The sequence below is a fragment of the Streptomyces sp. NPDC048270 genome (assembly GCF_040652335.1).
Lineage (GTDB): Bacteria > Actinomycetota > Actinomycetes > Streptomycetales > Streptomycetaceae > Streptomyces.
In genome coordinates, this window is sequence record NZ_JBEZLV010000014.1 from 105,546 (window position 1) to 128,826 (window position 23,281).

Annotated in this window: 24 protein-coding genes and 1 riboswitch; of the genes, 14 read left to right on the forward strand and 10 right to left on the reverse strand. The window is 73.2% G+C overall.

From position 1 onward, the window contains the following. Positions 1-4 precede the first annotated feature (4 nt). A riboswitch (cobalamin riboswitch) is annotated at positions 5-88 on the reverse strand. A 152-nt stretch (positions 89-240) separates the two neighbouring features. Both AB0D66_RS15250 and AB0D66_RS15255 read right to left on the reverse strand, forming a co-directional pair. Then, positions 241-462 (reverse strand): hypothetical protein, encoded by a 222-nt coding sequence (locus AB0D66_RS15250; protein WP_362302257.1) that lies wholly within the window; start codon positions 460-462, stop codon positions 241-243. A 28-nt stretch (positions 463-490) separates the two neighbouring features. Then, positions 491-1,759, reverse strand: a complete 1,269-nt coding sequence (locus AB0D66_RS15255) for an inorganic phosphate transporter (protein ID WP_362302260.1) — start codon at positions 1,757-1,759, stop codon at positions 491-493. A gap of 311 nt (positions 1,760-2,070) precedes the next feature. Here AB0D66_RS15255 and AB0D66_RS15260 point away from each other — a divergent pair, with 311 nt between their 5' ends. Further along, positions 2,071-3,201 carry a hypothetical protein gene (locus tag AB0D66_RS15260; protein ID WP_362302263.1) on the forward strand — a complete coding sequence of 377 codons (1,131 nt, stop codon included), beginning with the start codon at positions 2,071-2,073 and terminating at the stop codon, positions 3,199-3,201. 255 nt (positions 3,202-3,456) lie between these two features. Continuing rightward, the gene (locus AB0D66_RS15265; RefSeq protein WP_362302438.1) at positions 3,457-4,842 is read left to right on the forward strand and encodes a hypothetical protein; all 1,386 of its coding nucleotides are present in this window, start codon (positions 3,457-3,459) and stop codon (positions 4,840-4,842) included. A 43-nt stretch (positions 4,843-4,885) separates the two neighbouring features. Here the strand turns inward: AB0D66_RS15265 and AB0D66_RS15270 are convergent, their stop codons facing one another. Together AB0D66_RS15270 and AB0D66_RS15275 are read right to left on the reverse strand one after the other, a co-directional pair. Then, positions 4,886-5,281: a VOC family protein gene (locus AB0D66_RS15270; RefSeq protein ID WP_362302266.1), complete on the reverse strand. Its 396-nt coding sequence runs from the start codon at positions 5,279-5,281 to the stop codon at positions 4,886-4,888. 60 nt (positions 5,282-5,341) lie between these two features. After that, on the reverse strand, positions 5,342-6,232 hold the full coding sequence (locus tag AB0D66_RS15275) for a neutral zinc metallopeptidase (RefSeq protein ID WP_362302269.1): 891 nt from the start codon (positions 6,230-6,232) through the stop codon (positions 5,342-5,344). Positions 6,233-6,511: 279 nt separating this feature from the next. Between AB0D66_RS15275 and AB0D66_RS15280 the strand changes: the two genes are divergently transcribed. The 8 genes from AB0D66_RS15280 (at position 6,512) to amaP (ending at position 11,956) form a co-directional block, all read left to right on the forward strand. Beyond that, positions 6,512-8,110, forward strand: coding sequence for an ABC-F family ATP-binding cassette domain-containing protein (locus AB0D66_RS15280; RefSeq protein ID WP_362302272.1), 1,599 nt, complete (start codon positions 6,512-6,514; stop codon positions 8,108-8,110). 335 nt (positions 8,111-8,445) lie between these two features. Further along, a complete protein-coding gene (locus AB0D66_RS15285; RefSeq protein ID WP_030010789.1) occupies positions 8,446-8,667 on the forward strand; it encodes a helix-turn-helix domain-containing protein in 222 nt (73 codons plus the stop codon). A gap of 157 nt (positions 8,668-8,824) precedes the next feature. Beyond that, a complete protein-coding gene (locus AB0D66_RS15290; RefSeq protein ID WP_362302275.1) occupies positions 8,825-9,604 on the forward strand; it encodes an enoyl-CoA hydratase/isomerase family protein in 780 nt (259 codons plus the stop codon). 132 nt (positions 9,605-9,736) lie between these two features. Beyond that, on the forward strand, positions 9,737-10,171 hold the full coding sequence (locus AB0D66_RS15295) for an Asp23/Gls24 family envelope stress response protein (protein ID WP_362302278.1): 435 nt from the start codon (positions 9,737-9,739) through the stop codon (positions 10,169-10,171). Between the two features lie 17 nt (positions 10,172-10,188). Continuing rightward, complete coding sequence (locus AB0D66_RS15300) at positions 10,189-10,374, forward strand: hypothetical protein (protein WP_362302281.1); 186 nt, start codon at positions 10,189-10,191, stop codon at positions 10,372-10,374. 7 nt (positions 10,375-10,381) lie between these two features. Then, complete coding sequence (locus AB0D66_RS15305; protein ID WP_362302283.1) at positions 10,382-10,813, forward strand: hypothetical protein; 432 nt, start codon at positions 10,382-10,384, stop codon at positions 10,811-10,813. Then, on the forward strand, positions 10,810-11,394 hold the full coding sequence (locus AB0D66_RS15310) for a DUF6286 domain-containing protein (protein WP_362302286.1): 585 nt from the start codon (positions 10,810-10,812) through the stop codon (positions 11,392-11,394). The genes AB0D66_RS15305 and AB0D66_RS15310 overlap by 4 nt, the downstream gene beginning before the upstream one ends. Positions 11,395-11,398: 4 nt before the next feature. Further along, a complete protein-coding gene (gene amaP / locus AB0D66_RS15315; protein ID WP_362302289.1) occupies positions 11,399-11,956 on the forward strand; it encodes an alkaline shock response membrane anchor protein AmaP in 558 nt (185 codons plus the stop codon). 114 nt (positions 11,957-12,070) lie between these two features. Here the strand turns inward: amaP and AB0D66_RS15320 are convergent, their stop codons facing one another. From AB0D66_RS15320 to AB0D66_RS15340, 5 genes are all read right to left on the reverse strand, one after another. After that, a complete protein-coding gene (locus tag AB0D66_RS15320) occupies positions 12,071-12,826 on the reverse strand; it encodes an SDR family oxidoreductase (protein WP_362302292.1) in 756 nt (251 codons plus the stop codon). 9 nt (positions 12,827-12,835) lie between these two features. Beyond that, positions 12,836-13,630, reverse strand: a complete 795-nt coding sequence (locus tag AB0D66_RS15325) for an SURF1 family protein (RefSeq protein ID WP_362302295.1) — start codon at positions 13,628-13,630, stop codon at positions 12,836-12,838. Between the two features lie 101 nt (positions 13,631-13,731). After that, complete coding sequence (locus AB0D66_RS15330; RefSeq protein ID WP_362302298.1) at positions 13,732-13,965, reverse strand: hypothetical protein; 234 nt, start codon at positions 13,963-13,965, stop codon at positions 13,732-13,734. Between the two features lie 86 nt (positions 13,966-14,051). Continuing rightward, positions 14,052-15,131 carry a DEDDh family exonuclease gene (locus AB0D66_RS15335; protein ID WP_362302301.1) on the reverse strand — a complete coding sequence of 360 codons (1,080 nt, stop codon included), beginning with the start codon at positions 15,129-15,131 and terminating at the stop codon, positions 14,052-14,054. Between the two features lie 60 nt (positions 15,132-15,191). Beyond that, positions 15,192-15,818 carry a TetR family transcriptional regulator gene (locus AB0D66_RS15340; RefSeq protein WP_362302304.1) on the reverse strand — a complete coding sequence of 209 codons (627 nt, stop codon included), beginning with the start codon at positions 15,816-15,818 and terminating at the stop codon, positions 15,192-15,194. Between the two features lie 126 nt (positions 15,819-15,944). On the opposite strand from AB0D66_RS15340, the gene AB0D66_RS15345 reads away from it, so the two are divergent. From AB0D66_RS15345 to AB0D66_RS15360, 4 genes are read left to right on the forward strand one after another with little or no spacing between them, the layout of a single operon-like run. Beyond that, positions 15,945-16,742, forward strand: a complete 798-nt coding sequence (locus tag AB0D66_RS15345) for an acetoacetate decarboxylase family protein (protein ID WP_362302307.1) — start codon at positions 15,945-15,947, stop codon at positions 16,740-16,742. Between the two features lies 1 nt (position 16,743). Continuing rightward, on the forward strand, positions 16,744-17,628 hold the full coding sequence (locus AB0D66_RS15350) for an SDR family NAD(P)-dependent oxidoreductase (protein ID WP_362302310.1): 885 nt from the start codon (positions 16,744-16,746) through the stop codon (positions 17,626-17,628). Positions 17,629-17,658: 30 nt separating this feature from the next. Continuing rightward, positions 17,659-18,951, forward strand: coding sequence for an amidohydrolase family protein (locus AB0D66_RS15355; RefSeq protein ID WP_362302441.1), 1,293 nt, complete (start codon positions 17,659-17,661; stop codon positions 18,949-18,951). Further along, positions 18,948-20,168: an amidohydrolase family protein gene (locus tag AB0D66_RS15360; RefSeq protein WP_362302313.1), complete on the forward strand. Its 1,221-nt coding sequence runs from the start codon at positions 18,948-18,950 to the stop codon at positions 20,166-20,168. Before AB0D66_RS15355 ends, AB0D66_RS15360 begins: the two co-directional genes overlap by 4 nt. Before the next feature lie 19 nt (positions 20,169-20,187). Here AB0D66_RS15360 and AB0D66_RS15365 read toward each other — a convergent pair whose 3' ends face one another. Continuing rightward, positions 20,188-23,253, reverse strand: a complete 3,066-nt coding sequence (locus AB0D66_RS15365) for an NACHT domain-containing protein (protein WP_362302316.1) — start codon at positions 23,251-23,253, stop codon at positions 20,188-20,190. Positions 23,254-23,281 lie beyond the last annotated feature (28 nt).

Here is a 23,281-nt window from a genome sequence, read left to right on the forward strand (position 1 = left end):
GCGAGAGTTCCTGGCTCCCGGGTCGCACTCGGTCGAGTGCCCCGGTGACAGTGGCGGGACCGCGCCGGATTCGCACCGGACTTCCTCTCCATGCCGCCGTATTGGCTCGGGCAGTCCACCACGCACCGCGAAGGCCCGTCAACTCGCCGTTGACCTGCGGTGGGGCGGTGGTGGGGAGGGGACGGGGGTACACGAAAGCTCCCCCCGGGAAACCCGGGGGGAGCTTTCACACGCGACGTCTCAGACGACGATCAGGTAGATCCCGTACGCCACGGCCGCCGCGCAGAGCGCGAAGCAGGCGTACGCGCCGCTGCGGGCCAGGATGGCCGCGCCGCCCCGCTCGGTGGCGGCCTCGTGCTTGGACAGGCCCACCAGGCCGAGGGTGAACAGGGCCACGAGGGCGACGGTGGCGGAGAGGCTGACTCCGAACACGGAGCCGAGTGCTTCCCAGTCGATCTTCATACCGCTGATTCCTCTGTCGTTCTCGGGGTCAGAGCGCCGCGGCCGGAGCCGCGGGCGCCGCGGTCGAGGCCGGGATGGTGGCCCGCAGGTCCTCATCCGCCACGGCGGCGGTCGTACCGGCCGCGGCGGCGGTCGGCGGGACGGTGACGGCCGCGATCGCCGTGGTGACGACGCCCGGGTCCTCGGCCCCGGCCGTCGACACGTCGTTGACGTTGTGGTGGTCGACGACCTGGCGGCGCGAGACGAGCCAGATGGCGAGGCAGGAGCCGACCAGGAAGACCGTGACGGCGGCGATGCCGATGTCACCGGTGCGCATGACCAGCTCGGCGCCCGCGGAGACGAGGGCGGCGGCCGGCAGGGTCAGGCCCCAGGCGATGAACATGCGGGTCGCGGTGGACCAGCGGACCACACCGCCCTTGCGGCCCAGGCCCGCACCCATGACCGCGCCGGAGCACGAGTGGGTGGTGGAGAGCGAGAAGCCGAGGTTCGAGGAGGCCAGGATGACGGTGGCGGCCGAGGTCTGGGCGGCGAAGCCCTGCTGCGGCTGCAGGTCGGTCAGGCCCTTGCCCATGGTGCGGATGATGCGCCAGCCGCCCAGGTAGGTGCCGAGCGCGATCGCGACGCCGGCGGAGAGGATGACCCACACCGGCGGGTTCGCGTCGGGCGCGATGGCGCCGCCGGCGATGAGCGCCAGGGTGATGATGCCCATCGTCTTCTGCGCGTCGTTGGTGCCGTGCGCGAGGGAGACGAGGCCGGCCGAGGCGATCTGGCCGGCGCGGTAGCCCTTGGCCGAGGTCTTCTCGCCGACCTTGTCGCCGAACTTGTACGTGACCTTCGTGGCCAGCATCGCCGCCAGGCCGGCGACGAGCGGGGCCGCGATCGCCGGGATCAGCACCTTGGTGACGAGCGTGTCGCCGTTGACCGCGCCGAGGCCGGCCGAGGCGACCGCGGCACCGATCAGGCCGCCCATCAGGGCGTGCGAGGAGCTGGAGGGCAGGCCGACCAGCCACGTGAGGAGGTTCCAGAGGATCGCGCCGACCAGGGCGGCGAAGATCACCTCTGGCTGGATGCCTTCCTCGTTGACCAGGCCCTTGGAGATCGTCTTGGCGACCTCCACGGACATGAAGGCGCCGACGAGGTTGAGCACGGCGGACATGGCCACCGCCGTCTTGGGCTTGAGGGCGCCAGTGGAGATGGTGGTGGCCATCGCATTGGCTGTGTCGTGGAAACCGTTCGTGAAGTCGAACACGAGAGCGGTGATGATCACGATCCCGAGGAGAAGCGTTATGTGCTCCATTTACCCAGGCTTCTGTTTGACGTCAGTGGCTCGGCGAACGTAGGCAACCTGGATGAACGGAAGGTGAACTGACTCGGGCGTAATGGTGACTCCGTCCGGGCCGTGATCGGGCCATTCGTCCCGATTCTGACGTAGGTATCTCGATAAATGCACGTCAAAGCGGGGTGAACGAACCCCTCCGGTCGGGACCTCCGGCCGGTCGGCCGCCCCCGCCGGAGGAGTGAAAGAGAGCTAGATCACCTCCCCGGCGGCGCCCATCGGAACGATCGCCTCCGGTGGCCCGCCGAAGCCCGCGCCTCGACACTGGAGCGGTGCGTACCGCGACAGCGACGGCAGCGGCCGTCACCACGACCCTCCTGGGCGCCGGCGTGGCCGCCGTCGCGGCCGGCCGGTACGCCGCCGGCGCGGCTCTGCGGCCCGAGCCCGGGCGCCCGCTGCCCGGCAGCCCGCGCCTGAGCGTCCACTCCACCGCCGCCGGCCGGGTCGTGCTGACCCGCTCGCTCGGTTCCCTGCGCCCCGGCACCTACGGACTGGACGCCCCCGGGGTGCACGCCGTGGTCGGCCCCGTCCTCCCCGACGCCGAGCACGAGCCGGACACCGTGGTCCGCCGCCTCGTCGCCGTCACCCACGGCAGCCTCGACCCCGGCACCCGGGTCACCCTGACCCCGCAGGTCCACCTCGGGAACCCGCGCTCCGCCCTCGGGCTCGAACACGCCGACGTCGACGTCCCCGGGGAGCTCGGCGCCCTGCCCGCCTGGTTCGTGCCCGCCGCCCGCGACACCTGGGTCATCACCGTGCACGGCCTCGGCTCCGGCCGGGAGCACCCGATGGTGCTCATGCCCTTCCTGCACCGGCACCGGCTGCCCGTCCTGGACCTCGCCTACCGCGGCGACCTCGGCGCCCCCGCCTCCCCGGACGGCCTCGGCCACCTCGGCGAGTCCGAGTGGCGCGACCTGGACGCCGCCATCCGCTACGCCCTGCGCTACGGCGCCCGCCGCGTGATCCTGCACGGCTGGTCCACCGGCGCCGCCATGGCCCTGCGCGCCGCCGAACGCTCCGCGCTGGCCGGCCGGATCTCCGGGCTGGTCCTGGACTCGCCCGTCCTCGACTGGCACGCGACCCTGCGCGCGCTCGCGGCGGCGCGCCACACCCCCGGTCCGGTGCTCCCGCTCGCGGTCCGGGCCGCCGAGAGCCGCGCGGGACTGCGCGCCGACCACCGGCCGCCCCTGGCCGACCCGGGCGGGCTGGCCGTCCCCGTACTGATCTTCCACGGGCCGGACGACACCCTCGCCCCCTGGGAGCGCTCGCAGCGGCTCGCCGCCGCCCGCCCCGACCTCGTCACCCTGCACACCGTGCGCGAGGCGGGCCACGGCGCCATGTGGAACGCCGACCCGGCCGGTTACGAGGAGGCCCTGCGCCGCTTCCTCACCCCCCTCATGTGACCGCCCGTCCGGCTCCTCCCGGCCCTCCTTCCACGGCCCCTCGTGTGAAGGGGATGTGGCGGCTGGAGCCCTGCGGGTGAGTTGCCCCGGTCTGCACCTCGGGCCTGCCTTGGAAACGGCTGGTTCCGTTTGGGCTTTCGGCCAGTGACGGGCGAGACTGCTTCCGTGACGTCCCGAAAGCCTGATGAGCAGTTGGCTCGCGACTCCAGACTCCGACTCGTCCCCCCGCGTTCCGTCGCCGCGGCCCGCAAGGCGGTGACGGACCGGCGCACCCGGCCCGCCCCGAGGCCCCCGGCGGGTACCCCCGCCACGGCCGACCTCGCGAACCGGGCCCGGGCCTCGCTCGCCGACGCCGTGCGCCTGACCCGCTGGGCCGAACTCAACCTCGGTGCCGGCGACGGGAGCAGGCCCGCCCCCACGGGCGCGCTGCGCCCGGAGGACGTCGAACGCGCCGCCGGGGAACTCAACCTGACGCACGGCCAGATCAGCGTCGGCTGGGACCGCGCCCGGCTGGCCGGCCTCGTCGAGGTGCACGGCGGCCACGCCCGGCCCGGCTGGCGCCTGCGCGCCTGGGACCGCGACGACACCGCCGTGCTGCGCGGCTGGGTCGCCCTCTTCGACGCCTGGTCCCTCGTGCACCCCGCCCCCGCCGACATCGCCCCCGCGGCCGTCGCCGAGGTCGTCGAGGCGATGCCCCAGCTGCTGTCCCTGCTCCAGCTGTCCGCCGGGCCGGTGACCGTCCCCGACCTCCTCGACCTCCTCGGGCAGCGCGTCACCGAACTGCGCGACGAGCGGTGCGAGATCCCCTACGACACCGAGCCCGCGGCGGCCCGGGCGGACGGGCCGCACGCCCCGGTCCCGAACGGCGCCCCCGTCCCGAACGGCGCCCCGGCCGCCGGCCCCGCCGAGAACCGGCCCGTACCGCTGGCCCGGCTGCTGCGCTGGGCGCTCGGCGGACTGGCCGCCGTGGACGCCGTCACCCTCGGCCCCGCCCGCGCCGCGCTCACCCCGCTCGGCAGCTGGGCGGTCTGGGTCAAGCTCGAGCAGATCTGCGTGGCCGCGCAGAGCCCCGCCGGGAACATCGAGCAGTCCGCCGCCGCCATGCTGCACGGCTGCGCCCGGCTCACCCCGGGACCGGCCCGCGCCGAGTACCAGGCCTGGCTCGCGGCCCGGCCCGTCCGGCACGCGGTCAGCGAGCTCCTGCACGCCGCCCGCGGCGAGGACGCCCTGCTGCGAGGCCTCGCCTTCGAGGCGCTGCGCGTGGTCGGGGCCCCCGCCGAGCCCGAGGTGCGGGCCGCCGTCCGGGAGCCCGCGCTGCGCCCCTACGCCCTGCTCTGGCTCGCGGAGCACGACGGGGTGGACCCCGACGAGGCGCAGGACGTCCTCACCCCCGAGGAGTCGACCTGGCTCTGGGTGGACACCGCGGCGGCCATCGCCGACCACGGCGAAGCCGACCTGCTGGCCCGCCACCTCGACTCGGCCGTCCGGACCACCGTCCCGAGGCTGCTGGACGAGGTCCGCGCGGTCGGGCACCCGCGCACCGTGCAGGTCCTGGTCGCGCTGGCGGCGGCGCACCCCGACCCGGCCCTGGCCAAGGCGGTCCGCAGGGCGGCCTTCCAGGTCCACACCGGCGGCGCGTAGCCCTGCGGCGGGAGCGGGAGCGGGGGCGTACCCGCCGCGGGTCTCAGACCTGCGGGGCGTACGTCCCGAAGCTCCAGAGGTTGCCCTCGCCGTCCCGGGCCATGTAGTCGCGGGAGCCGTAGTCCTGGTCGGTGGGCTCCATCAGGATCTCGGCACCGTGCTCGGCGGCCCGCCGGTGGTGCGCGTCGACGTCCTCGACCACGACGTAGACCCCCGAGGGCCCGGCGTCGCCCATGGCCTTGTCGAAGACCCCTCCGGTGCCCTTGCTGCCCAGCATCACCACGCCGTTGCCGTAGGCCAGCTCCGCGTGCACCACCGAGCCGTTCTCACCCTCGTACACCGCGACCTGGCTGAAGCCGAAGGCCTCGGTCAGCAGCTTGATGGCCGCCTTCGCGTCGCGGTAGACCAGCGTGGGGCAGATGGACGGAACGCCTGCCATGACGATCACTCCCTCTCGTGACGGTGACCCACGTCACAGCATGGCAGGCGCCGCCGACAGTCAGCGGAAGGTGTTGCACTGGGCCATGTCACCGGTGCGGTAGCCCTGGTAGAACCACTGCTGGCGCTGCTCCGCCGACCCGTGCGTCCAGGACTCCGGGGTCACCCGGCCCTGCATCTTCTCCTGGATCCGGTCGTCGCCGACCGCCGCCGCCGCGTTCAGCCCGTCCCGGATGTCCTCGTCGGTGAGCTTGGTGATCAGCGGCCGCCCGGTGGACTCGTCCGGGGTCCGCGTCGCGTTGTGCGCCCACACCCCGGCGTAGCAGTCCGCCTGGAGCTCGACCTTGACGGCGTTGCTGGCCGCGCCCTGCTGCCCGTCCTGGGCCCGCTGGAGGGTCCCGGTCAGGTTCTGGATGTGGTGCCCGTACTCGTGGGCGATGACGTACGCCTGAGCGAAGGGGCCGCCGCTCGCGCCGAACTTCGTCCGCAGGTCCTCGTAGAACGTCAGGTCCAGGTAGACCCGCCGGTCGGACGGGCAGTAGAAGGGCCCGACCGCCGAGGTGGCCGCCCCGCAGGCGGTGTTCACGCGGTCCTTGAAGAAGAACGTGGTCGCGGGGCTGTAGGTGCCGCTGCGCCGGGTGAACTCCTGCCGCCAGAAGTCCTGGGTGCTGTTGACCACCGCGACCAGCCGGCAGTCCTCCCGGGTGTTCGCGTCCCGCCCCTTCTTGCAGGTCTGCTCCACCTGGCTGACGGAGCTCGCGGCGGGGGCCGGCTCCGGGTCGCCGGAGGACAGCCCCAGCTGCTCGGGCCCCACCCCGAACAGGAGGCCCATGACCAGCGCGATCAGCCCGACGATGCCGCCGCCGATCGTGGCCCTCCCGCCCGGGACGCGGCTGCCGCGCACGTCCTTGACCTCGGAAGTGTCCAGATCGGCGTCGTCGTCGAACTGCATGCCGCACCGCCCTCCACTCGTGGGACCAGTGGGGGCCGCGTGGCCGCCCCTGCGGCGAGTATCGACCCATTCATCCCGCCTCGCGCCCCGGCCCGCCGGTGGGCCCGCTGGGCCGGACGGGGGGCACGGCGCAGGGCCGCCGGGGCGCCCACCGGCCCGGAAACCAGTTGCACAGCCCCGGTAGAATGTCTCTCATGGCAAATCTCCTCGCGGATTAGCGGCGTCGAAGTCTCGCGTCCTGCCCCCCTTCCGCCGTCCCGACCGCCCTGGAGCATTTCCGTGATCACCGCCACCGGTATCGAGCTGCGCGCCGGCGCCCGCATCCTCCTCGAGTCCGCCTCCTTCCGCATCGCCAAGGGCGACCGCATCGGCCTCGTCGGCCGCAACGGAGCGGGCAAGACCACCCTCACCAAGTGCCTCGCGGGCGAGGGCCAGCCCGCGGCCGGCAGCATCACCCGGTCGGGCGAGGTCGGCTACCTCCCGCAGGACCCGCGCACCGGCGACCTCGAGGTCCTGGCCCGCGACCGGATCCTCTCCGCCCGCGGCCTGGACGTGCTGATCAAGAAGATGCGCATGAACGAGGAGCGCATCGCCACCGGCTCCGGCGGCACCCGCGAGAAGGCGCTCAAGCAGTACGAGCGCCAGGAGACCGAGTTCCTCACCAAGGGCGGGTACGCCGCCGAGTCGGAGGCCGCGACCATCTCGGCCGCCCTCAGCCTCCCGGACCGGGTCCTCGGCCAGCCGCTGCACACCCTCTCCGGCGGTCAGCGCCGCCGCGTCGAGCTCGCCCGGATCCTCTTCTCGGACGCCGACACCCTGCTCCTCGACGAGCCCACCAACCACCTCGACGCCGACTCGATCGTCTGGCTGCGCGACTACCTGAAGAACTACCGCGGCGGCTTCGTCGTGATCTCCCACGACGTCGACCTGGTCGAGACCGTCGTCAACAAGGTCTTCTACCTGGACGCCAACCGGTCCCAGATCGACGTCTACAACATGGGCTGGAAGCTCTACCAGCAGCAGCGCGAGGCCGACGAGAAGCGCCGCAAGCGCGAGCGCCAGAACGCGGAGAAGAAGGCCGCGGCCCTGAACTCGCAGGCCGACAAGATGCGCGCCAAGGCGACCAAGACCGTCGCCGCGCAGAACATGGCCAAGCGCGCCGAGCGGCTGCTGTCCGGCCTGGAGGCCGTCCGCGTCTCGGACAAGGTCGCCAAGCTGCGCTTCCCGGACCCGGCGCCCTGCGGCAAGACCCCGCTGACCGCCGAGGGCCTCTCGAAGTCCTACGGCTCGCTGGAGATCTTCACCGACGTCGACCTGGCCATCGACAAGGGCTCCCGCGTGGTCATCCTCGGCCTCAACGGCGCCGGCAAAACCACGCTGCTGCGCCTGCTGTCGGGCACAGAGAAGCCGGACACCGGCACGGTCGTCCCCGGCCACGGCCTCAAGCTGGGCTACTACGCCCAGGAGCACGAGACCCTGGACCCGGACCGCACGGTCCTGGAGAACATGCGGTCCTCCGCGCCCGACCTGGACCTGGTCGCCGTACGCAAGACGCTCGGCTCCTTCCTCTTCTCCGGGGACGACGTGGACAAGCCCGCCGGGGTGCTCTCCGGCGGTGAGAAGACCCGTCTGGCCCTGGCCACGCTGGTCGTCTCCTCGGCGAACGTGCTGCTGCTCGACGAGCCCACGAACAACCTCGACCCCGCCAGCCGCGAGGAGATCCTGGGCGCCCTGCGCACGTACAAGGGCGCCGTCATCCTGGTCACCCACGACGAGGGCGCCGTCGAGGCGCTGGAGCCGGAGCGGATCATCCTGCTGCCGGACGGCGTCGAGGACCTGTGGGGTCCCGACTACCGGGACCTGGTCGCCCTCGCCTGATCCAATTCCTTATGGATCATTCGGCTCAGGGGTGATCCATCATCTGAGTGAGACGGTCTCGTACCGTTGCGCGTCGTACGACGGCCCCGGCCGCACTCGCGAGAGTGCGCGACCGGGGCCGTTCTTGTCTGCGCCACCCGCCCCTGACCTGGCGATTCCCCGCGAGGGCGGCGGAGTGTGACGGAGGTCATGCGGCGGAAGAGAAGATTCCGTTCTGCTCGGGTGTCCACGCCTCGAGAAATGCCGTCGTACCGACCTTGCGGAATGGGTGGCCAGGAAGCGTGGGAGGGGTGATCATGAGAAGTCCAGAGCGCACTTCCCACGAGGAGGCACGGGTGGCCGAGACTCTGAAGAAGGGCAGCCGGGTAACCGGCGCCGCGCGCGACAAGCTCGCGGCAGACCTGAAGAAGAAGTACGACTCCGGTGCGAGTATCCGGGCGCTGGCCGAAGAGACCGGCCGGTCCTACGGATTCGTCCACCGGATGCTCAGTGAGTCCGGGGTTTCGCTGCGCGGTCGCGGTGGCGCGACGCGGGGCAAGAAGGCCGCCACGGCCTGACCCTGGGCCCAACGGATCCGACGCTCGAACGTTTCACCGTTCCACATGGTCCGACGTTCCCTTCGGTGACCCCCGGTCGGCCGTCCGGTCGACTGGGTGGTTACTGTGCAGTCACTTAGGCCGGCTTTGCGGCCGACTGCACACCGGAGGCATACAGATGGCTCTGCTCGACAAGGACGGCGTACGGCTCACCGTCGACGACTCGCTCGCCACGGTGACACTGACCAATCCGGCCAAGCGAAACGCCCAATCCCCCGCGCTCTGGCGGGCTTTGGCGGAGGCCGGAAGGTCGTTGCCGGGCACCGTCCGGGTCGTCGTGCTGCGCGGCGAGGGAAAGTCCTTCTCCGCCGGGCTCGACCGGCAGGCGTTCACCCCCGAGGGTTTCGAGGGCGAGCCGTCCTTCCTCGACCTGGCACGCGGTTCGGACGAACTGCTCGACTCCACGATCGCCGAGTACCAGGAGGCTTTCACCTGGTGGCGGCGTAACGACATCATCTCCGTCGCTGCGGTGCAGGGGCACGCGATCGGCGCCGGCTTCCAGCTCGCGCTCGCGTGCGACCTGCGCGTCGTCGCCGACGACGTGCAGTTCGCCATGCGCGAGACCAGCCTGGGCCTGGTGCCCGACCTGGCCGGCACCCAGCCGCTGACCTCGCTGGTCGGCTATGCCCGTGCGCTGGAGATCTGCGCCACGGGTCGCTTCGTGCATGCCGAGGAGGCGGAGCGGGTGGGCCTGGCCAACCTCGTGGTGCCCGCCGACGAGCTCGACGCCGCCGTGCAGGACCTCGCCACCGCGCTGCTGGCGCCGCCGCGCGACGCCGTCATCGAGACCAAGGCGCTGCTGCGCGACGCGCAGTCCCGGCCGTACGACGACCAGCGGACCGCCGAGCGCGCCGCCCAGGCCCGCCGCCTGCGCGACCTGGCCGGGCTGTCGGACTGACCCGGGGCACGGACGGGGTCCGGGGCCGGCCGGGCCCCGGATCTTGCCCGGGTCGGCGTAGTCCTCGGGCGGGGGCGGCCTCGCGCGCTTACCGTGGTGCGGAGTGAGTCCGTACGCGCGAAGGGACATGCGATGACCGAATCCGCATCGGGCAGCAGCCCCGGCAAGGCGCCCGCCGACCGGGGCCGCACCTCCATCGCCGACGGGGTGGTCGAGAAGATCGCCGGGCTGGCCGCGCGCGAGGTGGTCGGCGTGCACGCCATGGGCAGCGGCAGCGGGCTCTCCCGCACCTTCGGCGCCGTCCGGGACCGCGTACCCGGCGGCGCGAAGGCCTCCGTCAGCCGCGGGGTCAAGGCGGAGGTCGGCGAGGTGCAGACGGCCCTCGACCTGGAGATCATCGTCGACTACGGCGTGTCGATCAGGGACGTGGCCCGGGCCGTCCGGGAGAACGTCATCTCGGCCGTCGAGCGGATGACCGGCCTGGAGGTCGTCGAGGTCAACATCGCGGTCAGCGACGTCAAGCTGCCCGACGAGCCCGACGACGAGCCGGAGTCCCGGCTCCAGTAGCCGAGAGGAGCCACGCAATGAGCATGGCGATCGCCGGCCTGTTCGCCGGCATGGCCCTGGCGTTCGCCGGGTACTTCGGCGGCTTCGGAGCCTTCCTGCTGGTGGCGGCGCTCGGCGCCATCGGCTTCGTCGCCGGCCGGTTCCTCGACGGGGACCTGGATCCCGGGGACCTGTTCCGGCGCCGCGACGACCGGCGCGGGTGAGGCGCCGATGAGCAGCACCCCACCGAAGGGCGCCCCGCCGAACGGCACCGGGGCCGCGCCGCCCGCGGCCCTCCCGCCCCGCGCCGCCCCGCCCCGGGTGGCCCCCGCGGACCGGGGCGCCACCCGGATCGCCGACCGGGTCGTTGCCAAGATCGCCGCCCAGGCAGCCCGGGAAGCGCTCGCCGAGCCGCCCGCGGACCGGGCGGCGGCCCCGCACGCCACCGTCACCGTGCACCACGACATCGCCCGGGTACGGATCAGCCTGGAGCTGGACTACCCCTCCGACCTCGGCGCCCAGTGCGCGGCCGTCCGCCGCCAGGTCGCCCTCCGGATCGAGGAGTGCGCGGCGATGTCCGTACCCGAGGTGGACATCGACATCGAGCACCTGCACCCCACGCACGCCCGGCCCGCGGCCGGGCGGGACCGGCGGCTGCGGTGACGGACACCACCCCGGTCGAACCCCGGACCCCTCGCGAACCGCGCGCCCACCGGTTCCGCTCGGCCCGGCGCGTCCCGGCGGCGCTGACCGCGCTCGCCGTCCTGGGGGCGGCGGGGCTGTTCCTGTACGACCTGGCCGCCGTACGGGCCGGCCGGCCCGGCATGGCCTGGCGGCGCGAGCTCGCCCGGCAGCTGGACCGGCAGACCCCGGCCGATCTGGGCGTGCTGCTGGGCGCCGGCGCCCTCGCCGTCGCCGGCGCGGTGCTCCTGCTGCTGGCGCTCGCCCCGGGACTGCGCGGGCTCCTGCCCATGCGGACTCCGCAGGCGGGCGCGGGCACCGGGCTGCGGGCCGGGCTCGGGCGCAAGGACGCGGCACAGGTGCTGCGGGACCGGGCCATGGAGGTGTCCGGGGTGCGCTCGGTCCGGGTGAGGGTGGGCCGCTCGCGCATCGGGGTCAGGGCCACCTCGCACTTCCGCGAACTGGACGACGTACGGGCCGATCTGGACGCGGTGCTCGCCGTCGGCGTCGAGGAGCTCGGCCTCGCGCACCGGCCGCACGCGCAGGTCAAGGTCAGGAGGTGACGGCATGCTCGCAGCGGTGAACCGGACCCTGCTGGCCCTGGCGGGCCTGGTCCTGCTGGCGGCCGGGGTCTCGGTGCTCGCGGCGTCCTGGCCGCTGGGCGGCCGCCATGCGCCGCTGCTGACCGAGGAGGCCCGGCGCGGGTACTGGCATGCGGAGGGCTGGTGGTGGTGGGCGGTGATCGCCGGCCTCGGGCTGGGCGTGCTGCTGTCGCTGTGGTGGCTGCTGTCCCAGCTGAGGCGCTCGCGCCTGCAGGCCGTGGCGGTCGACTCCGGCGACGGGGCGTTCGCCCTGCTGCGGGGGCGCGCCCTGGAGGAGGCGGTGGCGGCGGAGGCCGGCGCCCTGGACGGGGTGGCCCGCTGCCGGGTCGCGCTGCGCGGCAGGCGGGGATCGCCCGCCCTGCGCATCGCGCTGGAGCTGGAGCCGCACGCCGTCCCGGCCGATGTGCTGGCCGCCCTCGCGGGGCCGGTCCTGACCCACGCGCGCACCTCGGCGGGCCTCGCCGAACTGCCGGCGGAGGCCCGCTTGAAGGTGACGTCCCACAAGGCCCAGCGGGTCACGTGACCGCGGTCGCGGCCACGGGCCGGACCACGGGCCGGACCACGGGCCGGACCACGGGCCGGACCACGCGCCGGACCACGCGCCGGACCACGCGCCGGACCACGGGCGGGCAGCGGGTCAGAACCCGTGCCGGGAGCCGCCGTCGACCGGGAGCATGACGCCCGTCAGGTACGAGGCGGCCGGGGAGAGCAGGAACGCCGCCGTGCGGCCGAACTCCTCCGGGGCGCCGTAGCGCCGCAACGGGATCCTGGACTCGTTCCCGGCCCGGGCCGCCGCCGCGTCCCCGGACAGCGCGTCCAGCTCGCGCACCCGGTCGGTGTCGATCCGCGCCGGGAGCAGGCCGACGACCCGGATCCCGCGCGGGCCGAGTTCCACCGAGAGGGACTTCGCGAAGCCGGCCAGGCCCGGGCGCAGGCCGTTGGAGATGGTCAGGCCGGGGATCGGCTCGTGGACCGAGCCGGACAGGACGAAGCCGACGACCCCGCCCTCGCCGAGTTCCGCGGCGGCCGCCCGGGCGAGGCGGACCGCGCCCAGGAAGACCGACTCGAAGGCGGCCGTCCACTGCTCGTCGGTGTTGTCCAGCGCGGAGCCGGGGGCGGGGCCGCCGACGCTGATGAGGATGCCGTCGAGGCGTCCGAAGCGCTCGCGCGCGGTCGCGATGAGCCGTCCGGCCGCCGCCGGGTCGGCGTTGTCGGCCGCCACCGCGACCACGTCCGGGCCGAGTTCGGCGGCGGCCGCGGCCGTCCGCTGCTCGTCGCGGCCCGTCAGGACGACCCGGGCGCCGTCGGCGGTCAGTTCCCGGGCGGCTGCGAAGCCGAGGCCGCGCGTGGCCCCGGTGACGATGTAGACACGGTCCTTCAGTCCAAGATCCATGCCGACACGCTACGCCGTCGCGGGCTCCCGTTCGGCGCCGGATCCGGATCCGGCCGCCTGTTCCGCGCGCTCGCGCTTCTCGCGCCGTACGAGGACCACCCATCCCACCGGGACCGCGGACGCGAACAACCACCACTGGACGGCGTACGCCATGTGCGCGCCGATCGAGTCGTGGTCGGGTTCGGCCACGGGCTGGGGGCTGCCGTCGGCCGGGGCCGGAGAGGTGAGTTCCAGGTAGCCGCCGAGGACCGGCCTGCCGAGGGAGCGGGCCTGCTGGGTGCTGTTGATCAGCATCACCTGGCGGTCCGGCAGGCCCTTGCGGTCCTTGATGCCGCTGCCGCCGCTGGTCTCGTCGGCCTTCAGCCGGCCGGCGACCGTGACCTCGCCCGCGGGGGCGGCCGGGACGGGCGGGTAAGCGCGGGGGTCGTCGCCGCCCGGCACCCAGCCCCGGTTGACGAGCACCACCCGGCCGTCGCCGAGGACGAGCGGGGTCAGGACGTGGAAGCCGACCTTGTCGTCGTTGTCGGTCCGCATCCGGACGACCACCTCGTGCGCGGTGTCGTACGTGCCGGTCGCGGTGACCGCCCGCCAGAAGTCCGCGCGGGGGACGCGGTGGCCGGGGGAGGTGACCTCGGTCATGGGGACCGGCGCCGCCCGCAGGTTCTCCTCGATCAGGTGGTTCTGCGCGACCCGGTGCTCATGGCGGTGGAACTGCCAGAACCCCAGCTTGACCATCACGGGGATGAGGACGAGGGCGATGAGGGTGAGGCACACCCACTGCCGGGTCAGCACAAAGCGGTACACGCCCACGACGGTACCCCCAGCGGGTCGGCCCCGGGCGGCCGGGTGGCCGTCCGGGGCCGGGCGGGCAGGGGAGCGGGGGATCGGGGTGCGGGGACGGGGTGTCAGACGTGGTCCTTGACGCCCACCTTCCCCTCCGCGCGGGCGCAGTGCGCCCCGCAGAACCACTGCCCCTCGACCTCGACGCCCTGGCCGATGATCTGGACCCGGCAGTGCTCGCAGATGGGCGCCATGCGGTGGATGGCGCAGGAGAAGCAGTCGAAGACGTGCACGGCGCCCTGCGCGTGCACCTCGAACGACATGCCGTAATCGTTTCCGCAGACCTCACAACGTGCCATGCGCCGCATGCTCCGCACGGCGGCGGACCGGAACAAGATCCACCGGGGTGAGTCGCGGCGCCTGCACCCTCCCGGCGCAATCGCGCTCAGTCCGCGGCGCGGTCCGGGCCGTCGTGCGCGCCGTGGTCCGAGGCGTGCCCAGAGCCGTGCTCCGAGCCGTCGTCCGAGGCCGGGTCCCCCGCGGCCGCGTCCTGCGCCGCGGCCGCCACGTCCCGCAGCAGCTGGGTGAACGCGGCCTCGTCGACGACCGGCGTGCCGAAGGACTTCGCCTTGACCGTCTTCGAGGTCGCCGAGTCGGGGTCGTTCGTCACCAGCAGGCTGGTGAGCCGCGACACACTCGTCGCGATGTGCAGGCCCGCCTCCACCGCGCGGTCCTCCAGCAGCTCCCGGTCCACGGAGGTGTCGCCGGAGAAGGCGATCCGCATGCCCTGCTTCAGCGGCTTGCCGTCCTCGTAGCGCCCCGGGTTCGGGTGCGGGCACGGCGGCCGCTTGCGCGAGGGCCGCCAGCCGCCGCCCCGGTAGGAGGCCTGGTAGCCCACCCGCGGGGTGGCGGGGGAGTCGGACCACTCCGTCAGCGGCCGGCATTCCAGCAGGGGCAGCCGTACGCCGTCCCGCGCGGCCGCGTGCAGCGACGGACGGAACGCCTCCGCCAGCACCCGGGCGTCGTCGAGCGCGTGGTGCGCGCGCTGCTGGACCACGCCGAAGTGCGCGGCGAGCGATTCGAGCTTGTGGTTGGGCAGCGGGAGGTTCAGCTCCTTCGACAGGGCGATGGTGCACAGCCGCTGACGGACCGGCGCGGTCTCGGCGGCCCGCGCGTACTCCCGCGCGATCATCTGCCAGTCGAAGATGGCGTTGTGCGCGACCAGCACCCGGTCGGCGAGCCGGCCCGCGAACTCCTCGGCGATGTCCTTGAAGAGCGGGGCGTCGCCGAGCATGTCGCTGGTGATGCCGTGGATCCACACCGGCCCGGGATCGCGCTGCGGGTTGACCAGCGTGTACCAGTGGTCCTCCACGTTGCCCTGCGCGTCCAGCCGGTAGACGGCGGCGGAGACTATCCGGTCGTCGCGAGCGAGTCCGGTGGTCTCCACGTCGACGACCGCGTACCCCTGTGGGTACGCGGTCGGCCACATCGTCTCTGCGGTCGTACGGTCGTCGAGCATGGTCACAGAGGATATCGGCCCCGACCGACAGCCGTGGCCGCGATGCCCCCGCCCCCGACCGGGGCCCTAGCGGGCGGGGGGCGCGAGCAGGGCGCGGACCAAGGCCCGCACGGAGACGAGGAACAGCCGTTCCGGGTCGGCCGGGCGGGCCAGCGCGCGGGCGAGCGCCGGATCGTGGGGGGCGGCCACCGGGTCCCACAGCTCGCTCTCGGCGGGGGACTGGGCCGGTGCGCGCTCGCGGTTGCGCTCGACGAGGAGGAAGCCGACGATCTGGAACTGGATCGCGCGCACCGCGTCGGCGGCCCGGGTGCCGCGCAGCCCCGCGGCGTGCACCTCGTGCACCAGGGCCTGCTGCGCCGGCAGGAACATCCGCTCGGTGAGACCGCGTTCGTGGACCATCGCGATCAGGTGCGGGCGCTCGCGCAGTTCGTGGCGCAGGGTCCGGGCCACCGACAGGATCCGGTCGGCCGGGGTGCGGCCGACGGGCCGGATCGCGCCCATCTCCTCGACGGTCCGCCGCACGAGGGCGTCGAGCAGTGACTCGCGGTTGCCGACGTGCCAGTAGATGGAGGTCACCGCGGTGCCCAGCTCGGCGGCCAGTTTGCGCATGGTGAGGGCGGCCGGACCGTGCTGCTTGACCAGGGACGCGGCGGCGTCCAGCACCTCGTCGCGGGTCAGCGTGCTTCTGGCCATGGCTCCGGGTCCACCCATCTGTCGATCCGTCAGTTCTGGTGCGTGCAGGGGTCTTTACCCTTCATCGTCAGCGGTGTAACTGTGTTACAGGACCGACTGCACCCTAGCCGAGGGATGGTGCGATTCATGGCACGCGTACGGTACGGAGCGCGGACCGAGGCCGAGATCGCGGCGTCGCGCGAGAAGAGTTCCAAGCTCCCCGACATCTGGTCCACCGGGGTGGTGGCCGTCTGGGAGAGCGACCCGGACGTGGTGGCGGCGGTGCTGCCCCCGCCGCTCAAGCCGGCCGACCGGCCCCTCGTACGGGCCAACATCAGCAAGGTCGACCTGCCGGGCTATCCCCTCGGCGCCGGCTCGGTGGCCGTCGCCGCCCAGCACGGCGGGGTCGAGGGCTGGTACCCGCTGGTCATGCCGATGACCCACGAGCGCGCCCTGACCGGCGGCCGCGAGGTCTTCGGCGAACCGAAGAAGCTGGGCGAGGTCACCGTCGAGCGCGAGGGCCTCGTCATACGGGCCTCCCTCGCCCGGCACGGCATCGCGTTCGTCGAGGTGCGCGGGGCCGTCGACCGCGAGCTGCCGCTGCCCGAGCCCACCCAGAAGACCGACTTCTACTTCAAGTTCCTGCCCGCCGTGGACGGTTCGGGCTTCGACGCCGACCCGGTGCTCGTGCACTGCACCCGGAACGAGAAGGTCCGCAAGCTGGAGCACATCACCGGTGACGTGGTGCTCCGCGAGTCCATGTTCGACCCCGTCGCCGACCTCCCCGTCCGCCGGATCGTGGAGATCACCATCGGCGAGAAGACCACCGACCAGAGGGGCCGGGTCGTCGAGCGCGTCAGCGCCCAGGCCCTGCTCCCGTACATCCACCAGCGCTACGACGACCCGATGCAGATCCTGGACGGGCCGCCCGAGGGGAGTGTGTGACGTGCGACTCGAACCGGGACAGGTGGCCGTCGTCACCGGAGCCGCCGGCGGGATCGGCCTCGCCATGGCCCGCCGCTTCGCCGCCGAGGGACTGAAGGTGGTCCTCGCCGACGTGGAGGAAGCCGCCCTGCGCAAGGCCGCCGACGAGCTCGCCGCGGACGGGGCCCAGGTGCTCGCCAGACTCGTCGACGTGAGCGAGCGCGAGTCCGTGCTCTCCCTCGCCGACGCCGCCTACGAGGCCTTCGGCGCGGTCCACGTGCTCTGCAACAACGCCGGCGTCGGCTCGGGCGCCGAGGGCCGGATGTGGGAGCACGACCCCAATGACTGGAAGTGGGCCTTCTCCGTCAACGTATGGGGGGTCTTCCACGGCATCCAGGCCTTCGTCCCCCGCATGATCGCGGCCGGCGAGCCGGGGCACGTCGTCAACACCTCCTCCGGCGACGGCGGCATCGCCCCGCTCCCCACCGCCTCCGTCTACGCCGTCACCAAGGCGGCCGTGGTCACCATGACCGAGTCCCTGTACGCCCACCTCAAGGCGGAGGGCGCCGCCGTCGGCGCCTCCGTCCTCTTCCCCGGACCGCACATGCTGCGCACCGGCCTGTGGGAGTCCCACCGCAACCGGCCCGAGCGGTACGCGAAGCAGCGCCCGCGCAAGACCCCGTACCGCAGCCTCGACCAGTACGAGGCCGCGATGAAGCAGGCCGGCCACGAGGTGGAGTTCACCCCGGTCGAGGAGGTCGCGGAGCACGTCGTCGACGGCATCCGCGCCGACCGCTTCTGGATGCTGCCGCCGAGCGAGCACAGCGACCGGCAGATCCGCGCCCGGTCGCAGTCGATGCTCGACCGCGCCGACCCCGCCTACCTGGAGAGCTTCATCCTCGACTGAGGAGCGTCCGCCGTGAGTGACACACCTGCCGTGAGCGACACACCGTACGAAGACCCGTACCTGATCATCTCCTCCGACTGCCACGCGGGCCTGCCCACCGAGCGGTACCGCCCGTACCTGGACTCCCGCTTCCACCCGCAGTTCGACGAGTTCCTCGGCCAGCGCGACGCCCGGCGCGAGGAGGCCACCCGGCTGGGCGTCCGCAACGAGGCCTTCGCCGAGAAGTGGTTCCACGACCACGAGGAAGGGCTCAGGGGCGGCTGGGACGCCGGACAGCGCCTGAAGGAACTCGACGGCGACGGGGTGGCCGCCGAGGTCGTCTTCCCCGACGCGGACGCCGTCGACAGCCAGACCGCGGCCCCCTTCGGGGTGGGCCTCGGCCTCTCCGGCGACCAGGACCCGGAACTCGGCATGGCGGGCGCGCAGGCGCACAACCGCTGGCTCGCCGAGTTCGTCTCGCAGAACCCCGAGAGGCACTGCGGTGTCGCCCTGCTGCCCATCACCGGGGAGCCGGACAGGGTCGTCGCCGAGATCCACCGGGCCAAGGAGTCCGGGCTTGGCGCCCTGATGATCCCCTCCATGTGGGTGGACAAGGCGCCCTACCACGACCGCCGCTACGACCCGGTCTGGGCGGCCGCCGCCGAGACGGCGATGCCGATCGTCACCCACTCCGGGGCCGCGCCCCGCCACGAGTACGGCGACCACCTCGGCATCTACGTCTCCGAGGTCACCTGGTGGCCCGCCCGGCCGCTGTGGTTCCTGCTCTGGTCCGGGGTCTTCGAGCGGCACCCGGGGCTGCGCTTCGGCGTGGCCGAGTCGGGCTGCTGGTGGCTGCCCAACCAGCTGTGGTTCATGGACCGCCTCTACCTCGGCGCCCACGGCGGCAAGAAGCTCTCGCCCTTCGCGGAGCTGAAGCGCCCGCCGAGCGAGTACCTGGACCGGCAGGTCTTCGTCTGCGCGACGAACACCAAGCGCCGGGAACTGGCCCAGCGCTACGAGATCGGCGTGGACAACATCCTGTGGGGCTCGGACTTCCCGCACCCCGAGGGCACCTGGCCCGACACCCGGAACTGGCTGCGCAGGACCTTCCACGACATCCCGGTGGCCGAGACCCGCCGGATGCTGGGGCTGGCGGCCGCCGAGGTCTTCGGCTTCGACACGGACAAGCTCGCACCCGTGGCCCGCCGGATCGGCCCCACCCCCGCCGAGCTGGGCCAGTCCCCGGACCAGGCGGCGGTGGAGGCCTCCTGGGCCCGCTCCCGCGAGGTGGGCCGGCACTGGCTGACGGACAACGAGTTCCCGGTCCTGGGGGTGTCGCGGTGACGCAGGACCGCTACACCGTGATCTCGGCGGACTGCCACGCCGGCGCCGACCTGCTGGACTACAAGCCGTACCTGGAGAAGCGCTACCACGACGCGTTCGACGCCTGGGCCGCCACCTACGTGAACCCGTACGAGGACCTCCTCGCTGACACGGCCGACCGGAACTGGAACTCGGCGCGGCGCCTGGCGGAACTGGAGGCCGACGGCATCGTCGCCGAGGTCGTCTTCCCCAACACCATCCCGCCGTTCTTCCCCAAGGCCTCGCTGATGGCCCAGCCCCCGACGGCCGCCGAGTACGAGATGCGGTGGGCGGGGCTCCAGGCGCACAACCGCTGGCTGGCGGACTTCTGCGCGGACGCGCCGGGTCGGCGGGCGGGCGTGGTGCAGATCCTCCTCAACGACGTGGACGCGGCGGTGCAGGAGATCCGCCGCACGAAGGAGGCGGGGCTGACGGGCGGCATCCTGCTGCCCGGCGTGCCGCCCGGCTCCACGGTCCCCGAGCTCTACTCGGCCGCGTACGACCCGATCTGGGCGGTGTGCTCCGAGCTGGACGTGCCGGTCAACCACCACGGCGGTTCGGCCTCGCCGCCCCTGGGCGACGAACCCGCCGCCCGCGCGGTGTTCATGGTCGAGACCACCTGGTTCTCGCACCGCGCCCTGTGGCACCTGATCTTCGGCGGCGCCTTCCGCCGCCACCCGGGTCTCCGGCTGGTCCTGACGGAGCAGGGCTCCGGCTGGATCCCGGGTGTCCTGGAGATGCTGGACTACTACCACCGCCGGCTGGTGGCGGCCTCCGCCACGGCCGAGTCCAAGTTCGGGGCGGGGCTCGCCGATTCGATGGGCAGGGGCCCGGGCGAGGTCTGGCGCGACAACTGCTTCGTGGGAGCGAGCTTCATGCGCCCCCACGAGGTCCCGCTGCGGGAGCGGATCGGCCTCGACAAGATCATGTGGGGCAGCGACTACCCCCACGACGAGGGCACGACCCCCTTCTCCCGCGAAGGCCTCCGCATCGCCTACGCGGGCCTCCCGCGGGCCGAGGTCGCCGCGATGGTGGGCGGCAACGCGGCCCGTGTCTACGGCTTCGACCTCCCCTTGCTGGACGCGCTCGCGGCCAAGCACGGACCGCTGGTCACGGAGATCGCCGAACCACTGACGCAGGTCCCGCCGGGGGCGACCAGCCCGGCCTTCGCGAAGGGGGGGTCGGTCCGGGTCTGGTGACGCGTTCCTGTGGGGCGGTTCACGGCGTGTACGTGATCCGCCCCGGCGGGAACAGCTCGCCGCCGAGCAGTTCCGTACCCCCGAGTACATGGACGGTCAGTTCGGGCATGCCGGCGAGGGGGGTGAGGTCGACCGTGCCGCAGACGTTGAACGAGAGGGTGTGCAGCTCGGTCAGCTCCCGCCAGACGTCGACCCCGGAGGCGATCCGGCAGTCAGACAGGTAGAGGGTCTTCAGCCGGGGGAACCGGAGCAGTTCGGCGGGGTCCAGATCGTCGCGATGGATCATTTGGAGGAATGCGAGGTCGGGCACCTGCCGCATGTCGCGCAACTGGTGCCCCTGACGATTGCCGGTGAGGGTCAGGAAGTCCAGGTCCGGCCAGCGTTCCAGACCGTCGAGGGACGCTTCCTCCGAGCCTTCGAAGAGGTAGAGGGTGGTCAGCGCGGCCGAACCCGGCAGGTCTCCCACGCACCGCCGCCCGTCGAGCGACGAGAGGCCCAGGGAGACGAGGCTCCCTAGGCGCTCCAGAACCCCCAGCGAGACCTGACGGCTGCCGAACGTGAACAGGCGCTCCAACCCCAGGTCCGCCAGGGGGCCCAGGTCGATCAGACTCGTACAGGCGGACAGGTAGAGGTACTTCAGCCGCGAGGCGGCGGCCAGGGGGCCGAGGTCGGTCAGCTCGGGAGCGTTCACCACCGTCAAACCCCGCAGCCCGGGCCGCCTGGCGATCTCCACGGGAATCTCGCGGGGCTCGAACAGGCGCAGATCCTCGTACTGCCCGAGCCCGTCCATGCATGCGAGCTGTTCCGGTGTCCGCAGGGACAGCGGCCCGTGCCCCAGGGTCGCGTCGGCGAGCACTGCCTCGGCGTACATCCTGGCGTCGAAGCGACTCCAGGCTTCGTCCAGTTCCACGGCCGGCTTCAGGCGGGTCTCCGCGCGGAACCGGCGGATCACCGCCAGGGCGCGCTCACCCCCGATAAGTGCGGCCGTGCGGATGGTCCCGGCCACCTCCAGCTCGTCGGCCGCGTCCGACGGTGTCTGCAGCAGGTCAAGCACCAGTTCGCCGGCCCTGGCCAGTTCCTCGGCCTGTTCCGGGCCGCGCGGCGGCAGGAGTTCGGCGGTGCGGTCCAGTACCGCCGCCGACACGTCGCGATCCAGCTCCGGGGCGTGCTCCAGGCAGGCCGCTGCCAGCAGCACCAGCCGGTTGCGGACGCCCTTGACCTTGTCGGCCCGGCGCAGCAGGCCGCGCAGGATGCGGGTGCGCTCGTCCGGGCGGGCGTGGCCCACCGCCATGCGGACCACGTCGTCCCAAGTGTCGTCGTGGGCGTTCGTCACCAGCACGCCGAAGTCCCGCGACTCCACCGCCGCCTTGGCACCCAGGTAGTCCTGGAACGTGCGGTGGACGAAGACCACCGAGCCCGGTACCGGTTCCAGGAGCAGCCCGCTTCGGATCAGCAGGTGGGTGAAGACCTGCTCCGCACCGCCCTGCGCCCGCACCTGCTGCATCGAGCCCAGCCACTCGCTCATCATCTCGACGGCCTCGCCGCGGCCCGCCTCCACCTGCCCGTTGCGGATCAGCCAGTATGCCAGCCGCTGGAGCAGCGCGATCTGCTCGTCGCGGGTCAGGTAGACCCCCTCGACGCCGCTGATCTCCCGTTCCGTGTCCCGGCGGACCAGCAGCATGTCCAGCGCGGCGTCGTACAGCTCCTTGCGGGCCCGGGGGAGTTGCATGCGGCGGTCCTGGTTCAGGGCGCAGAGCAGCGCGCACATCAGGGGGTTGGTGGCCAGCCGGGCCAGATCCCGCCGGGAGGCGACCGCCTCCAGCAGGGCGGCCTCGTACGCGTCGACTTCCAGCCCCTCCGCCCGGGCCGCCGCGTGCCAGTGGGCGACGAAGGCCTGGATGTCCTTCTGCTCCATCGGCAGCATCGTGTGAGTGGCGAAGCCCAGGCCGGCGAGCCAGTCCTCGGGGACCGCGGACGGCCGCGTCGTCACCACGCACCGGGCCTTCGGGAAGGCGGAGACGAGCGAGCGCAGCCAGGCCTCGGTGCGGGCGCGCAGCCGCTGCGGGACCTCGTCCACACCGTCGACCAGGACCAGCGCCCGGCCGCTGAGCATGAGCCCCTCCACCCACCCGGGCGGAGCCGACAGCGGGACCCCGCCGGCGCGCAGGAAGTCCTCGGGCAGCGGCAGCTCGCCGGAAGCCGTGAACGCCCGCAGCCGCAGTACGAAGGGGACGCACGTGCTCCACAGGCCATCGGCCTGCCGGGCCGAGTTCAGGGCCAGCCACTGGACAAGGGTCGACTTCCCGGAGCCCGCCGGGCCGCGCAGCAGGACCCGGTTGGACGCGCCGAGCACCTGCTCCGCCCGGAGCGAGGTCTGGTGCATCCCGGGCGCGCCCGGAATCAGCTGCTGCTCACCGCTCACCGCCAGGCTGATGTAGGCCATGTCCAGCGGCCACTCCTGGCGGGAGCGGCTGAGGGTGAGGCCGAAGAGCTGGAGGCGGCCGTGGGTGTCGGCGACGTAGCGGGCGTAGCGCTCCTCGAAGGCGTATGCGGCGCCGTCGGACCGGTCGCCCAGCCGGTCCACGGCCCGCGCCAGCTCCCCGGTGCGCCGCACCAGTTCCACATCCGCCCGCGCTCCGAACCCCGGCAGGGTCGTCGCGTACTCCACCGCGTGCGCGCAGCACAGCCGGACCAGCCGCCCGTACAGGGCCTCGGCGGTCGGTGCGAGGCCGGCCGGGGGCCGGGGCACGGCCGCGGCCAGGGTCGCCGGGTCCAGGTCCGCCGCGAAGAGGGCCTCCGCGTCCAGCGGGCCGAGCGCGGCGAAGGCGTCGCCGACCGCGTCGAGGGCGGCCAGGCGTTCGTGGGCCGGGAGAGAGGCGCACGCGGGGCCCAGCCGCGCCGCCAGGATGTGCGTCAGCTCCCGTACCTCCCCGTCGCCGAGCTGCGCGGGGCGGCGCCAGCGCGGGGCCGGCCGCGCCGGGTCGGCCGTCAGGCCCGCGCCGGGGGCCCGCGACAGGAGGGACTTCAGCAGCGCCCCCGCCGCCGTGCCCGCCACCCGTAAGAGAACCATCTCGAAACCCGTCATCCCCCACCCTCCCCGAACCGTCGGTAAC

What these genes read in the sequence shown, in the direction of transcription:
- AB0D66_RS15330 (WP_362302298.1), bottom strand. Translation starts at nt 13,965, where the DNA reads ATGGCACGTTGTGAGGTCTGCGGAAACGATTACGGCATGTCGTTCGAG.
- AB0D66_RS15365 (WP_362302316.1), bottom strand. Translation starts at nt 23,253, where the DNA reads ATGACGGGTTTCGAGATGGTTCTCTTACGGGTGGCGGGCACGGCGGCG.
- AB0D66_RS15250 (WP_362302257.1), bottom strand. Translation starts at nt 462, where the DNA reads ATGAAGATCGACTGGGAAGCACTCGGCTCCGTGTTCGGAGTCAGCCTC.
- AB0D66_RS15255 (WP_362302260.1), bottom strand. Translation starts at nt 1,759, where the DNA reads ATGGAGCACATAACGCTTCTCCTCGGGATCGTGATCATCACCGCTCTC.
- AB0D66_RS15345 (WP_362302307.1), top strand. Translation starts at nt 15,945, where the DNA reads ATGGCACGCGTACGGTACGGAGCGCGGACCGAGGCCGAGATCGCGGCG.
- AB0D66_RS15300 (WP_362302281.1), top strand. Translation starts at nt 10,189, where the DNA reads ATGAGCATGGCGATCGCCGGCCTGTTCGCCGGCATGGCCCTGGCGTTC.
- AB0D66_RS15305 (WP_362302283.1), top strand. Translation starts at nt 10,382, where the DNA reads ATGAGCAGCACCCCACCGAAGGGCGCCCCGCCGAACGGCACCGGGGCC.
- AB0D66_RS15340 (WP_362302304.1), bottom strand. Translation starts at nt 15,818, where the DNA reads ATGGCCAGAAGCACGCTGACCCGCGACGAGGTGCTGGACGCCGCCGCG.
- AB0D66_RS15320 (WP_362302292.1), bottom strand. Translation starts at nt 12,826, where the DNA reads ATGGATCTTGGACTGAAGGACCGTGTCTACATCGTCACCGGGGCCACG.
- AB0D66_RS15295 (WP_362302278.1), top strand. Translation starts at nt 9,737, where the DNA reads ATGACCGAATCCGCATCGGGCAGCAGCCCCGGCAAGGCGCCCGCCGAC.
- AB0D66_RS15275 (WP_362302269.1), bottom strand. Translation starts at nt 6,232, where the DNA reads ATGCAGTTCGACGACGACGCCGATCTGGACACTTCCGAGGTCAAGGAC.
- AB0D66_RS15270 (WP_362302266.1), bottom strand. Translation starts at nt 5,281, where the DNA reads ATGGCAGGCGTTCCGTCCATCTGCCCCACGCTGGTCTACCGCGACGCG.
- AB0D66_RS15290 (WP_362302275.1), top strand. Translation starts at nt 8,825, where the DNA reads ATGGCTCTGCTCGACAAGGACGGCGTACGGCTCACCGTCGACGACTCG.
- amaP (WP_362302289.1), top strand. Translation starts at nt 11,399, where the DNA reads ATGCTCGCAGCGGTGAACCGGACCCTGCTGGCCCTGGCGGGCCTGGTC.